Below are 13,491 nucleotides of genomic sequence, written 5' to 3'. Positions count from 1 at the left end.
CTTCCGGGCAGGCAATTAGGCAGTTTAAGCTATATCTAATGTCTTAAACCCTGAATATCTTCAGCGGAAAGTCGGGTGATTTTTTGTACCGTGCTGATATCGATGCCATCTGCCAGCATGGTGCGGGCAATACGCAGTGCCTCATCACGTCGCCCCTCTCGAAGCCCTTCCAGCCTGCCTTTTTGTAGTCCTGCCTCATGTAATCTGTCCGCGATCGTCATCAATTGCTCCTTGTGCTGCGGTGAACGTTCGGCAACCCCGCGAATAAACTCACTGAATCGAGGTGCATCGCCAGTTCGTAAAATATAATTAAACAGCGTCTTTATCTGAGTGTCATTAGTCAGTCCGGTAAGTAGCAGGGAAACAATTTGCTCGACCAACCCCATAAGATCGCGTTGACGGATATGTTTTTGGATTAACTCCAGCAGCGCCATACGTCGATGCTGCACAATTTCGTCATCCGGAATAACCGTAATATCCACCAGCGGAAACGCCGCAGCATACAGCTGACGAGCCAGCTTCGGGTTGGCAAACTCATCCAGCCAGCACAGCGAATAAGGGTACGGGCTTTTAGCGCCGTGATAAAACAGCATCGGCACCACCAGCGGCAACTGCTGATGCCCGGCATCTAAATGTTTCTGCATGGCCGCTACCGCATAGCGCATCAGTCTGAATGCCATATGCGCATCAGTCTGAATGCCATATGCGCATCCGGTGTGCTTTGGTGTTCAATCACTACATAAATATATCCATCCCCATCCGTCGTTTTCACCGACCACAGCACATCGGAATAGTACGCACGTAAATTCTCTTCGATAAAACTGTCTGACTCGAGTTTAAGCGTCCGAAGATCGCAAAGCTCGCGCAGCGAAGCGGGAAGATGTATTTGCAGAAAATCCCGTGCAGTCTCAGGGTGACGTAAAAATGTTTTAAAAACCGCATCATGCGGTGTTAAAGCGGAAGCTTTGTTCATGGCGATCCTTCACCTGAAAATAAGATGCCATGACAGTAGCGCCGGAAAACCACATCCTCACCTGCAATTTTCTCTCTTTACGAGGCGATTTCCGGGATAACAACGCCCTTATGTAACGTCTGCATTTGTCTGGAACACGTCACGCAAAATCGCCATCTCAATGCGCATTCCCACTTTTTCACCACTCGGCCTGTGCTATAACAAATCATCACTTTCAGCGAGGACACGATGTGACGCATACCCGGAATATTCCACAATCGTTCTGGCGTGATGAGCAGTTGCCGTGGCTGGAACTGCGCAGCACCTGGCAGAGCCAGCAGGCCTATAAGCGGCATCACCACTCTCAGCTCTCGATTGGGGCAATTCTCGAGGGGGAAACGTGCTGTCAGTGCGATGGCGAGGAATACCATCTGCAGGTGGGCGACCTGATTGTGATACCGCCGCTGGCACCTCACAGCTGTAATCCTGTTAACGGACAGTTTCGTAGCTATCATATGCTTTATCTTGATGCCCAGTGGTGTCTTGCTAATCTCCCTGCACAGAACACCAATCAGCGGCTTTGCACGCCTGCTCGCGTTATCCGCGATGCGCAATTATTCCAGCGTTATATGCACCTTGTGACGCTCATGCTGCAACGCCAAACCGCGCAAATAACGGATGCCGCGCAAGCATTGCTTCACTCGCTGCCGTTGCAGTCGGTCGCACCAGAAAACTCAAGCGCCACCAGCCAGTATCTGCGCGAACGGTTGCAGTCCAGCCTGCTCGTGCCGCCCTCACTCGATGAGCTGGCACATGAGTGTCACATGCGTAAAGAGACGCTGATCCGTACCTTTAAGCAAGACACCGGGCTGACGCCAGGAAGTTATCTGAACATCATACGGATTGACTATGCTCGCCAGCGGCTGCGGGCCGGAGACGAAATTGCCGATGTCGGATACCAGAGCGGGTTTGCCGACCAGAGCCATTTCCATCGCACCTTTGTTCGCTACACCGCCGCCACACCGCGCCAGTACGCGTTGGGACGATCAATATCAGACAATAATTAGCGCTGCGTCAGGCGTACGGTGCTCTCAGATTCATTCTCTGAGGTCGCTATGTCGCTGCTTTCTGTACTTTTTCCTTCTGCTTTTCCCGCGCTGGCGCTGGCGCATTTCGTCGCATTGCTTAGCCCCGGGCCGGACTTCTTTTTACTGGTCGGTTACGCCGCACGATACCGGATGCGCGGCAGCGCCGGGTTGTGCGTGGGGATCGCTTTCGGCAACGGGCTGTATGTTCTGCTGGCAATTATCGGTTGGGGGATCCTGCGCCAGCTTCCCCTGTTGTTTACGGTTATTGAGCTGCTGGGCGCGCTTTATTTATTGTGGATTGGCAGCCTGCTGGTACGCAGCCGCCCGCAAACGCTGACCGGAACAGACACCCAGTCTACCTGTCCAGGATTTGGCAAACAGCTACTGCTGGGATTGGGTTCGTCACTGCTCAACCCAAAAAATGCGCTGTTCTATCTGGCGCTAATGACCGCCCTGCTCGGCCCGTCGGTGACGCTGCTGCAACAAACCATGAGCGGGATCTGGATGACCAGCGTAGTGCTGTGCTGGGATCTGCTGATCGTGATGTTCATCGGTTTACCGCAGATCCAGCGACGGTTATCCAGAGGGATATTATGGGTAGAACGTATCGCTGGGGGTGTATTGATTATCTTCGGTTGTGCCATCGCGCTGCGGTTTTTGCCGAGCATCGTAGTCTGATTTCCAGGGCGATTTTCTGCACATAAACCGGATAAACTCGTTTAATTAATATCCAATCCGCATTACACTGCGGATGGTTATTACCCGTTCAACTTACTCTTCCTGAGGTGCGATGTGCTGATTGTTACCTGTAATCGTTACGTTTTCTGACCCCGCGTCAGTGAGCGTATCTTCTGTTTGCGCTTCGCGCAGACAGCGTTTTTGATTACATGAAATTCAGTACATTTGCAGTCTGCTTTTTTCTGTCATCGGTCTGACGTCTCAAAGACGGTATTGAATTTCGCTATTCCCGTTGAGGGTTTTCTCCCGACAAGGAGCTGTTTTATGCAACGGATTCTCGCGTTTTTCTCCCAACGCGCCACAACGCTATTTTTTCCTGTCGCGTTGATTTTATATGACTTCGCCGCCTATCTGTCGACGGACCTGATCCAGCCTGGCATCATCAATGTGGTACGTGATTTCAACGCCGATGTTAGCCTGGCACCCGCCGCGGTGAGCCTCTATCTGGCGGGCGGCATGGCGCTGCAATGGCTGCTGGGGCCGCTTTCCGACCGAATTGGCCGTCGACCCGTGCTGATTGCGGGGGCGTTAATCTTTACCCTCGCCTGCGCTGCCACGCTGTTCACCACCTCAATGACGCAATTTCTGGTAGCCCGATTTGTGCAGGGCACCAGCATCTGCTTTATCGCGACCGTTGGCTATGTCACGGTGCAGGAGGCGTTTGGGCAAACGAAGGCCATTAAGTTAATGGCGATAATCACTTCCATTGTGTTGGTTGCACCGGTTATCGGCCCGCTCTCCGGGGCCGCGCTGATGCACTTTGTACACTGGAAGATCCTGTTTGCCATCATTGCCGTCATGGGGCTTATCGCCCTGATTGGGTTAATGTTAGCCATGCCGGAAACCGTCCAGCGCGGCGCGGTGCCGTTCAGTGCCCGCGACGTAGTGCGTGATTTCCGCGACGTTTTCCGCAACCGGGTGTTCCTGTTTGGCGCAGCCACGCTGTCGTTAAGCTATATCCCGATGATGAGCTGGGTGGCGGTCTCACCGGTTATTCTGATCGATGCTGGCGGCATGACCACATCGGAGTTTGCCTGGGCACAGGCCCCGGTGTTCGGCGCAGTGATCGTCGCCAATATGGTGGTGGTTCGTTTCGTGAAAGATCCGACCCAACCACGCTTCATCTGGCGGGCCGCACCTATACAGCTGAGCGGGCTGGCAGTGCTGATTGTCGGCAATTTACTGTGGCCGCACGTCTGGCTGTGGTCGGTGCTGGGGACCAGCCTGTATGCGTTTGGTATTGGGATGATCTTCCCGACGCTGTTCCGCTTTACACTGTTTTCCAACAACTTACCGAAGGGTACGGTTTCCGCATCGTTGAATATGGTGATCCTGACGGTGATGGCGGTTTCTGTCGAAATTGGGCGCTGGCTATGGTTTAACGGCGGCAGGATTTCGTTTCATCTGCTGGCGGTTGCGGCAGGGCTCGCTGTCGTGTTCACGCTGGCAGGTTTACTCAAACGGGTACGCCAGCATGAGGCAACGACGTTAGCCACTGAAAACTAACCTGCCCGCTTATCCGGCCTACGACAACTATGTAGGCCGGATAAGCGCTTGCGCCGCATCCGGCTACGCTCACCTCACCTTACGCAATGCGTGCAAATCCCGCTTCCAGATCGGCAATCAGGTCGTCGATATCCTCAAGGCCGATATGCACCCTGACCAGCGTACCGCTGAAATCCACCTCTCCAGCCGGGCGAATGCTGTTCAGCTCTTCCGGCTGGTTCGCCAGAATGAGCGATTCAAATCCGCCCCACGAATAGGCCATATGGAACAGCGAGAAGTTATCGAGGAAATTCGCCATCTGTTCGTCGGTCAATCTCTTTTTCAGCACAAACGAGAACAGGCCTGAGCTTCCGATAAAATCACGCTGAAAATACTCATGGCCCGGACATTCCGGTAATGCCGGATGATTCACCCGTGCCACTTCCGGCCTTGCCGACAGCCAGCGGGCAATATGGATGCTGCTCTCCTGATGCTGCTTAAGGCGTACCGCCAGGGTGCGCAATCCGCGACTGCCATTGTAGGCCGTATCGGCGTCCAGCGTTTGCCCCATCAGATAGGAGTTCTCGCGCAGACGATCCCAACAACGGGCGTTCGACACCGCCGTGCCCAGCATGCCGTCCGAATGACCGATGGTGTACTTCGTTCCCGCCTGAATGGAAATATCCACGCCATAATCCAGCGCTTTGAACAGCACGCCCGCCGCCCAGGTGTTGTCGATCATAATAACAATCTCCGGATTCACCGCGCGGATAGCCTTCACCATCCCCGGCACGTCCTGGACTTCCATGGTGATAGAACTTGGTGACTCAAGGAATACCACCTTCGTTTCCGGACGCAGAAGATCGACGATACCTGCACCAATCAGCGGATCGTAATACGTTGTTTCCACTTTGAATTTACTCAGGATCTTATTGCAAAAATCCTGGGTTGGTTCATAGGCCGCGCCCGTCATCAGAATATGATCACCACCCTGAACAAACGCCAGAATCGCGTTAGTCACCGCCGCAGCGCCGCACGGGTACAGCGCGCAGCCAACGCCGCCTTCCAGCTCGCTCATTGCCTTCTGAAAGGCAAAGTGGGTGTAGGTTCCGCGACGACCGTAAAACAGCTCGCCGTTCGCGCGATTGGCGGTGGCAAATTTCTTGTCCTTCACGGTATCAAATACCAGTGAAGAGGCGCGTTGGATAACCGGATTCACCGCTCCCTGGGTGTAGCGTTTGTCACGACCAGCAACAACCAGGTGCGTTTCAAGCTTCATTGCGTCTTTCATAACATCTCCTGTTCTTAATCCGTGTGAGACCTATACCACCGCAGCAGTAGAGTTTATTTCAGTGTTGGTCTGCTTTTTTCCAGCGAACCGTTCAACAATCTGCGCCGCATTCAAATCATGGATAACGTTAATCAGTGTGGCCGGCGCATCGGTAATGGTGCCCAGCACCACCAGCATCGGGATTGCTTCCATCGGCAGACCCTGCGTGGTGACGATAAAGATTTCACCGAGGAACGCCCCGCCCGGTACGCCACCAACGATAATGGCGGAGAGCACCGCAATCAGCATCGTCAGGAAGAAGGTTTCGGTGGTGAATTCCATGCCCAGTACGGAATAGATAAAAACAATTTTTAGCGCGGCAATCATCGCCACGCCGCCTTTGTTGAGGTTAACCAGCAGCGGAATAGAGACATCAACGATTTCCGGGTTGATCCCCATCGCCTTACCGGCACGCAGCGTCACCGGCAGCGTCCCCAACGAAGAGCAGGTCCCTAGCGCGGTCGCAGACGGTTCAATCGCGTTACGCCAGAAGGCTTTGACCGCCGGAACACCGCCGCCAATATATGAATAGAGAATCGAGCCAAAAACAAAATAGACCAACGTGGCAACCATAAACAGGCCGATAGCACGGGCAAAGGTTAACAGTAGTGCAGAGTCCTGACTGGCCATGGTGGCGGCAAAGTAGCAGCCCAGACCAATCGGCGCGACCTTCATAATGATCGACACGATCTTCATGATCACGGTATTGGCGTCTTCCAGCAGCGACGCAATGCGTTTACCGGCCTGATCCGACTGACCAATTGCCACACCGGCGATGATCGCCATCACGATCAGCGCCAGAATATTGGACTTAGAAAACAGTCCGATAAAGTCGCTGGTGGTGATCATACTGACAAAATCCATCTTGCCGCTGCCCGCCTGCACCGACTGCGAGAGATCGATAGTGACGCCCTGCGCCGGGTTATACCAGAGCGCCAGCGCGACGATCCCGGCCGCCGGAATAAAGGCCATGGCGATCGAAACAATAAAGATAATCGCCATAATGCGCCCCAGCCTTTTCAGATCGGTCATACTGGCGATCGAAGACATAACGCTGATCCCCACCAGCGGCACAATAATCATAAATAACAGGTTCAGGAAAATCTGACCTATTGGCTGGAGTTTACTTGCAAACGATGGGGCATAAATACCTAATAAGCCGCCAATCACCAGAGCAACTAATAAAATAATCGACGATCTGTAGGGTTCGAGTCGTGACCACATAATCGGTACCTTTAGAATAATAATTAATGAGATTAAATTCACAATGTGATGAGTTTCCGTTTCGCCTCCTTTTATTTTGTGACGTAACTCACCTAAGTTGTTATTTTTTCATTTTGCCAGCAAGTTGTTTCCTGTGATTCAATAGTTGCATGTTTAAAACGCGAATGTAACGGCCTATTCGTACCGTTTTTGCAAATCACTTGTGAATTAAAGGAAACTATGAGTACGCCGATTTCACTCAAGCATCTGGAATTTTTTACTAAAATCGTCGACTGCGGAGGATTGTCAGAAGCCGCGGCACAGCTCAATGTATCGCCGTCTGCGGTCAGCAAAAGCCTGGCCGCGATGGAAGACACGCTGGGCACGACATTAATTAAACGCACCACCCGCAGTATTACCCTGACCGACGCCGGGCAATATCTCTTCAACCGCGCTAATAAGCTTTTGAAAGAATTCGATGAAACGCTGAATACCACTTCCGGTTATTACCACAGCCCGCAGGGTGAATTACGCATAACCTGCTCAATTGCGTTTGGTTATTCCCGGCTGGTGAACCTGGTGGATAAATATCGCTCCCAGTTCCCGGATGTGAATCTGTATATCGATCTCAACGATAACTTTGTGAATCTGAACGAAACAGATTTCGACATCGCCCTGCGCATCTCCACCGCACCGCCACAAAACTATGCGATGCGCAAGCTGGTGCCTGTTCGCTGGGCGTACTGTGCCTCACCCGGCTACCTCGCCAAAAAAGGCATGCCCCAGCGTCGAAGCGATCTGGTGGATCATGATTGTCTGGTTTATCCCGGCCTCACACCGGTGCTGAAAGTGGCGGATGAACAGGATCGTCTGCATCAGTTGAAACTGCATATGCCGATCCAGGCCAACAGCAGTCTGGTATTGCTGAAGTCAGTGTTAGAAGATCAGGGAGTGGCGTATTTGCCCACCTATCTGATTGGCGATCATATTCAAAAAGAAGAGATAACGCCGCTGATGCTCGACGGCACTATCACCTGTGAAACTCACGCCCTGTATGCGCTGTACTTTCCCAGCAAGTACAGCAATCCGAAGGTGCGATCGTTTATCGATTTTCTGGTGGCGGAACTCGGCCCCTTACCCGCCTGGGACAACTGGATCCCGGAGTAAGCCCAGCCCACCTGAAAATGGGAGGCGCTCCACATTTTTTGCGCGATCCCCCCGTCTGGCTCTATCCTTAAGCCTATGAATAAAATTGCTGAACTCAAACGCGCCAAGCGACTGGCGCTCTCATTGCTGCTGATTGCCGCTGCCACTTTCGTCATCACGCTGTTTCTGCCGGCTAACTTTTGGGTGCTTGGGATCAAAGCGATCGCCGAAGCGGCGATGGTCGGCGCGCTGGCGGACTGGTTTGCCGTGGTGGCGCTTTTTCGCCGGGTGCCGATCCCGTTTATCTCGCAGCACACGGCGATTATCCCGCGCAATAAGGATCGGATCGGCGAAAATCTCGGGCAATTTGTGCAGGAAAAATTTCTCGATACCCAGTCGCTGGTCGCGCTGATCCGCCGCCATGAACCGGCGCTGTTGATCGGCAACTGGTTCAGCCAGCCGGAAAACGCCCAGCGCATCGGCCAGCATCTGCTGCAAATTATGAGCGGTTTTCTCGAACTGACCGACGACTCGCGCATTCAGCGGCTGATCAAGCGGGCGGTGCACAAGGCCATCGACAAGGTCGATCTCTCAGGTACCAGTGCGCTGATGCTGGAAAGCATGACCAAAAACAATCGCCATCAGGTGCTGCTCGACACGCTCATCGCCCAACTGATCGCCCTGCTTCAGCGCGACAGCTCGCGAGCGTTTATCGCCAGACAGGTCGTGCACTGGCTGGAAACCGAACATCCACTGAAAGCGAAGATCCTGCCGACCGAATGGCTGGGCGAGCACAGTGCCGAGCTGGTGTCTGATGCCGTTAACTCCTTGCTGGATGACATCAGCCACGATCGCGCGCATCAGATCCGCCATGCCTTCGATCGCGCCACGTTTAAGCTCATCGATAAGCTCAAACACGATCCGGAGATGGCCGTGCGGGCCGAAAGTCTGAAAAGCTATCTGAAGGAAGATGAAGCCTTCAACCGTTATCTTGGCGAGCTGTGGGCAGACCTGCGTCAGTGGGTGAAAACCGACATTAACGCCGATGATTCCCGCGTGAAGCAGCGCATCGCCAGCGCCGGGCAGTGGTTCGGCGAAACGCTGGTAGCCGACAGCGCCCTGCGCGCCTCACTGAATGGGCATCTGGAACAGGCCGCGCATAAAGTAGCGCCAGAGTTCGCCACCTTCCTGACGCGCCATATCAGCGACACGGTGAAAAGCTGGGATGCACGCGATATGTCGCAGCAAATCGAGCTGAACATCGGTAAAGATTTGCAGTTTATCCGCGTCAACGGCACGCTGGTTGGCGGTTCTATTGGGCTGGTGTTATATCTGTTGTCGCAAATTCCTTCCCTGCTGACGCTGGCGAATTTTTAAGGAGAAAAATTCAATGACGATGAACATCCGCATTTTTTCCCTGCGCGAAACACCGGAAAAACTGCACGAGGTCACCGCTTACTTTCAGCAACAATGGGCCTCAGAAGACTCCGTGAAGGTATACGAAGATGCGCTGCATCGTTGCATTGGCGCAAAGAACCCGCTACCGCAGTGGTACTGGCTGCAGGACGGCGACAGCATTGTTGGCTGCGCCGGATTGATCACTAATGATTTTATCAGTCGCGGCGAACTGTGGCCGTGGCTATGCGCACTCTATATCGATCCTCGCTATCGTGGTCACGGTCTGGCATTTCGCCTGATTGAACATCTTGCGCAACAGGCCAGACAGTTAGGCTTTATGCAGCTCCATTTGTGTACTGACCTGGAAGGCTTATACGAGAAAGCGGGATTTTACTTTGACGGGCCGGGCTATCATCCGTGGGGGGAAGTCTCACGGGTCTACAGTCGTAATCTGTAAGCGCACAATTGTTGTACATCAATAAAGCCAGATAAATTGCATGGTTATAATGCGACGTCTTTTTACTGTCTCCCGTGTTACGGGGAAGGAAAATCATGTCGCTAATCACCGATTTACCCGCCATTTTTAATCAATTCTCCGACGCCCGTCAGAAAGGTTTTCTCACCGTAATGGATCTTAAAGAGCAGGGTATCCCGCTCGTTGGGACCTATTGCACCTTTATGCCGCAGGAGATAGCGATGGCGGCAGGCGCGGTCGTCGTTTCGCTATGCTCAACCTCTGATGAAACGATTGAAGAGGCCGAAAAAGATCTGCCACGAAACCTGTGTCCACTGATCAAAAGCAGCTACGGGTTTGGTAAAACGGATAAATGTCCGTACTTCTACTTCTCTGACCTGGTGGTGGGCGAAACGACCTGCGATGGTAAAAAGAAGATGTACGAGTACATGGCTGAATTTAAAGCGGTACATGTGATGCAACTGCCCAACAGCGCCAGTGATGCGGCTTCGCGGGCGCTGTGGAAAGCCGAGATCCTGCGTTTGCAGCAGGTAATCGAAGCCCGTTTTGGCACCCCGATAACCGAAGCCGCGCTACGTGAAGCCGTCATTCTAAAAAACCAGGAACGTCGTGCACTGGCAAACTTCTACCGCGTTGGTCAGCTCAACCCACCCGCACTCAGCGGCAGTGACATTCTGAAAGTCGTCTACGGTGCAACCTTCCGCTTTGATAAAGCAGCGCTGATCGACGAGCTTAATAGCATGGCCGAGCGGGTACATCAGGAATGGCAGGCCGGGAAACGTCTGGCATCGCGTCCACGCATACTGATAACCGGCTGCCCCATCGGCGGCGCGGCAGAAAAAGTGGTTCGTGCCATTGAAGAAAACGGCGGTTGGGTGGTGGGCTATGAAAACTGCACCGGGGCGAAAGCCACTGAACAGTGCGTGGAGGAAACTGGCGACGTCTACGACGCGCTGACCGATAAATACCTCGCCATCGGCTGCTCATGTATTTCCCCTAACGATCAACGTCTGAAAATGCTCAGCCAAATGGTTGAAGAGTACCAGGCTGACGGCGTCGTCGATGTCATTTTACAGGCTTGCCACACTTACGCCGTTGAATCACTGGCCATTAAACGCCACGTCCGCCAGCAGCACAACATTCCCTATATCGCTATTGAAACCGACTACTCCAGCGCGGATATCGGCCAACTTAGCACTCGTGTCGCCGCGTTCATTGAAATGTTGTGAGGAACAGGGATGACATACTCAATAGGGATCGATTCCGGCTCCACGGCGACTAAAGGTATTTTGTTGGAAAGGAACGTCATCAGACGTCGCTTCCTTTGCCCAACACCTTTTCGCCCTGCCGAAGCGATCGCGCAGGCATGGGAAACGCTGCAAGCGGGGCTGAACGATAGACCATTTTTAACCCTCACTGGCTACGGACGGCAGCTCGTGGATTATGCCGACAAACAGGTCACTGAAATTTCCTGCCACGGGCTGGGGGCGCGCTTGCTGGCTCCCGGCACCCGCACAGTGATTGATATCGGCGGTCAGGACAGTAAAGTCATCCAGTTAGATGATGATGGCAACCTCAGCGATTTCTTGATGAACGACAAATGTGCGGCAGGGACCGGACGATTTCTGGAAGTCATCTCACGCACGCTCGGCGCCAGCGTAGAGCAGCTAGATGCGATTACCGCTGGCGTCGAACCACATGCCATCACCAGCATGTGTACGGTTTTTGCCGAGTCAGAGGTTATCAGCCTGCGCTCTGCGGGTGTCGCGCCGGAGGCCATTTTAGCAGGTGTGATCAACGCGATGGCCCGACGCAGCGCGAATTTCATCGGACGGCTTTCAGGGCAGGCTCCACTGTTATTTACCGGGGGAGTAAGCCACTGTCACGCCTTTGCTCGTATGCTTGAAGGCCACATTGGCATTCCCGTACACACGCATCCCGACGCGCAGTTTGCTGGGGCGATTGGGGCCGCGTTAATTGGTCAGCGTCAGGGGAAACGTGAGTGAAGGAAACACTGTTCTTGTTTCATACTACCCTCGGCGTCATCAAAACGCGTAAAGCGCTACAGGCTGCGGGTATGTGCTTTCGGGTGGCAGATATTCCCCGCGAGCTACGCGGTGGCTGCGGGCTGTGCATTTACATCGACTGTGTTGCTGGCAAGGAGGATGAGTGGATAATTCCGGGTCATACCGAATCTATCTACCGTCTTGAAAACGGAGACTGGCGCTGCCTTGCCACTTTTCCTCCTTCCTGAACGTGTCAGGGGACTTAGTTTTATTTTACTTTTCATTATCATTTACACATGTAATATAACAATTATCAGCTAACAGCGCGAAATGAGAGTCCGTATGTCCCAGGGAAGCCCAGATTCAAATCGTCATGCCATCAGCGTCGCGCTTTTTGGCATGCTGGTCTTAACACTGGGTATGGGAATTGGGCGCTTTCTGTATACACCAATGCTGCCGGTGCTGCTATCGGAAGGTCAATTTACGTTTGACCAACTCTCCTGGATTGCCAGCGCCAACTACGCCGGGTATCTGGCAGGAAGCCTGCTCTTCTCCTTCGGGCTCTTCCATCTTCCCTCACGCTTACACCCGATGCTGCTAACGTCCGCGCTCGCTACCGCAGGGCTGATTCTGGCGATGGCCAGCTTTACGCAGCCCGCGCTGGTGATGCTGATCCGCTTTCTGGCAGGCGTCGCCAGTGCCGGTATGATGATCTTTGGCTCAATGATCGTTCTGCATCATACCCGGCACCCCTTCGTGATCGCGGCGTTGTTCTCCGGCGTTGGCGCAGGCATTTTGCTGGGCAATGAATATGTCATTAGCGGTCTGCATTTTGCGCTGTCCTCACATACGCTCTGGCTGGGCGCGGCGGCAGCCTCGGCTCTGTTCTTTGTGCTACTGGTTATACTCCTGCCATCTCGCGACCACGTGCTCCCCGCCGCGGCCACGGTAAAAACAGAGCATCAGCCTATGTCCTGGTGGCTGCTGGCGCTGCTGTACGGGCTGGCCGGATTTGGCTACATCATTGTCGCCACCTACCTGCCGCTGATGGCGAAAAGCGCCGGTTCGCCGCTGTTGACTGCCCATCTGTGGTCGCTGGTCGGCATATCAATAATTCCGGGGTGTTTCGCCTGGCTGTGGGCCGCCCGACGCTGGGGTGTATTGCAATGCCTGACGGCGAATTTGCTGATTCAAAGCGCCTGCGTGGTCATGACGCTCGCCAGCGGCTCCTTGCCGCTGCTGGTGATAAGCAGCATGGGGTTTGGCGCAACGTTTATGGGAACCACTTCACTGGTGATGCCGCTTGCCCGACAACTTAGCGTACCGCGCAATATTAATCTGCTGGGCCTGGTCACTCTGACTTACGGCATTGGGCAAATACTTGGTCCGCTATTAACCAGCCTGCTGGGAAGCGGCGCACAGGCGATCGTTAACGCCACGGTGTGCGGCGCGGTCGCGTTGTTTATTGCGGCAATTATCAGCCTCACGCAATTATACAAACAGCGTTTCGCCTCGCCCAAAAGGGTATAACCGGCTAACGTCTAAAGAAGATATATTCGGATTAGTCCACAATTAAATGTCAGCATTTAATAAACCGCAAATAATCGGCAATTACCCGTCAGACAATTTATAATTCCCGGCAGTTCATTTATGAACTCAATTTAAAATGC

12 protein-coding genes and 1 pseudogene are annotated in these 13,491 nt (G+C 53.5%); 10 read left to right on the top strand and 3 right to left on the bottom strand.

Features of this window, described 5'->3' with window-relative positions; genetic code table 11:
• Positions 1–35 precede the first annotated feature (35 nt).
• A pseudogene (locus OGY18_RS22215) lies at positions 36–973 on the bottom strand (Rpn family recombination-promoting nuclease/putative transposase).
• Between the two features lie 230 nt (positions 974–1,203).
• Here OGY18_RS22215 and OGY18_RS22210 point away from each other — a divergent pair.
• The 3 genes from OGY18_RS22210 (at position 1,204) to mdtM (ending at position 4,284) form a co-directional block, all read left to right on the top strand.
• Complete coding sequence (locus OGY18_RS22210) at positions 1,204–2,019, top strand: AraC family transcriptional regulator (protein WP_286554413.1); 816 nt, start codon at positions 1,204–1,206, stop codon at positions 2,017–2,019.
• A gap of 48 nt (positions 2,020–2,067) precedes the next feature.
• Complete coding sequence (locus OGY18_RS22205; protein ID WP_063941056.1) at positions 2,068–2,718, top strand: LysE family translocator; 651 nt, start codon at positions 2,068–2,070, stop codon at positions 2,716–2,718.
• A 324-nt stretch (positions 2,719–3,042) separates the two neighbouring features.
• Positions 3,043–4,284: a multidrug efflux MFS transporter MdtM gene (mdtM, locus tag OGY18_RS22200; protein WP_286554411.1), complete on the top strand. Its 1,242-nt coding sequence runs from the start codon at positions 3,043–3,045 to the stop codon at positions 4,282–4,284.
• 79 nt (positions 4,285–4,363) lie between these two features.
• On the opposite strand, the gene metC is transcribed toward mdtM, so the two are convergent.
• Complete coding sequence (gene metC / locus OGY18_RS22195; protein ID WP_149384493.1) at positions 4,364–5,554, bottom strand: cystathionine beta-lyase; 1,191 nt, start codon at positions 5,552–5,554, stop codon at positions 4,364–4,366.
• A gap of 30 nt (positions 5,555–5,584) precedes the next feature.
• On the bottom strand, positions 5,585–6,817 hold the full coding sequence (locus tag OGY18_RS22190; RefSeq protein WP_286554409.1) for a dicarboxylate/amino acid:cation symporter: 1,233 nt from the start codon (positions 6,815–6,817) through the stop codon (positions 5,585–5,587).
• Between the two features lie 219 nt (positions 6,818–7,036).
• Here OGY18_RS22190 and OGY18_RS22185 point away from each other — a divergent pair, with 219 nt between their 5' ends.
• The 7 genes from OGY18_RS22185 (at position 7,037) to OGY18_RS22155 (ending at position 13,351) form a co-directional block, all read left to right on the top strand.
• Positions 7,037–7,963, top strand: a complete 927-nt coding sequence (locus OGY18_RS22185; protein WP_003845596.1) for a LysR family transcriptional regulator — start codon at positions 7,037–7,039, stop codon at positions 7,961–7,963.
• Between the two features lie 75 nt (positions 7,964–8,038).
• On the top strand, positions 8,039–9,319 hold the full coding sequence (locus OGY18_RS22180; protein WP_286554407.1) for a DUF445 domain-containing protein: 1,281 nt from the start codon (positions 8,039–8,041) through the stop codon (positions 9,317–9,319).
• 13 nt (positions 9,320–9,332) lie between these two features.
• Entirely contained in the window at positions 9,333–9,797 is a 465-nt protein-coding gene (locus tag OGY18_RS22175) for a GNAT family N-acetyltransferase (protein WP_286554405.1), read from the top strand.
• A 95-nt stretch (positions 9,798–9,892) separates the two neighbouring features.
• Entirely contained in the window at positions 9,893–11,044 is a 1,152-nt protein-coding gene (locus tag OGY18_RS22170; protein WP_003830073.1) for a double-cubane-cluster-containing anaerobic reductase, read from the top strand.
• A 9-nt stretch (positions 11,045–11,053) separates the two neighbouring features.
• Positions 11,054–11,821, top strand: a complete 768-nt coding sequence (gene yjiL, locus OGY18_RS22165) for a putative 2-hydroxyacyl-CoA dehydratase activator YjiL (RefSeq protein WP_003830076.1) — start codon at positions 11,054–11,056, stop codon at positions 11,819–11,821.
• Positions 11,818–12,069, top strand: a complete 252-nt coding sequence (locus tag OGY18_RS22160) for a putative Se/S carrier protein (protein WP_003830079.1) — start codon at positions 11,818–11,820, stop codon at positions 12,067–12,069. Before yjiL ends, OGY18_RS22160 begins: the two co-directional genes overlap by 4 nt.
• Positions 12,070–12,163: 94 nt before the next feature.
• A complete protein-coding gene (locus OGY18_RS22155; protein ID WP_286554402.1) occupies positions 12,164–13,351 on the top strand; it encodes an MFS transporter in 1,188 nt (395 codons plus the stop codon).
• The last annotated feature ends 140 nt before the right edge of the window (positions 13,352–13,491 follow it).

The sequence above is a fragment of the Citrobacter sp. Cpo142 genome (assembly GCF_030332425.1).
GTDB lineage: Bacteria > Pseudomonadota > Gammaproteobacteria > Enterobacterales > Enterobacteriaceae > Citrobacter > Citrobacter portucalensis.
The sequence above is the reverse complement of the archived record's forward strand: the minus strand, read 5'-3'. Positions and strand labels throughout refer to the sequence as shown.

Excerpts from the sequence above, each read along its gene's own strand:
- OGY18_RS22205 (WP_063941056.1), top strand. The coding sequence starts at position 2,068 with ATGTCGCTGCTTTCTGTACTTTTTCCTTCTGCTTTTCCCGCGCTGGCG.
- mdtM (WP_286554411.1), top strand. The coding sequence starts at position 3,043 with ATGCAACGGATTCTCGCGTTTTTCTCCCAACGCGCCACAACGCTATTT.
- metC (WP_149384493.1), bottom strand. The coding sequence starts at position 5,554 with ATGAAAGACGCAATGAAGCTTGAAACGCACCTGGTTGTTGCTGGTCGT.
- OGY18_RS22190 (WP_286554409.1), bottom strand. The coding sequence starts at position 6,817 with ATGTGGTCACGACTCGAACCCTACAGATCGTCGATTATTTTATTAGTT.
- OGY18_RS22185 (WP_003845596.1), top strand. The coding sequence starts at position 7,037 with ATGAGTACGCCGATTTCACTCAAGCATCTGGAATTTTTTACTAAAATC.
- OGY18_RS22180 (WP_286554407.1), top strand. The coding sequence starts at position 8,039 with ATGAATAAAATTGCTGAACTCAAACGCGCCAAGCGACTGGCGCTCTCA.
- OGY18_RS22175 (WP_286554405.1), top strand. The coding sequence starts at position 9,333 with ATGACGATGAACATCCGCATTTTTTCCCTGCGCGAAACACCGGAAAAA.
- OGY18_RS22170 (WP_003830073.1), top strand. The coding sequence starts at position 9,893 with ATGTCGCTAATCACCGATTTACCCGCCATTTTTAATCAATTCTCCGAC.
- yjiL (WP_003830076.1), top strand. The coding sequence starts at position 11,054 with ATGACATACTCAATAGGGATCGATTCCGGCTCCACGGCGACTAAAGGT.
- OGY18_RS22155 (WP_286554402.1), top strand. The coding sequence starts at position 12,164 with ATGTCCCAGGGAAGCCCAGATTCAAATCGTCATGCCATCAGCGTCGCG.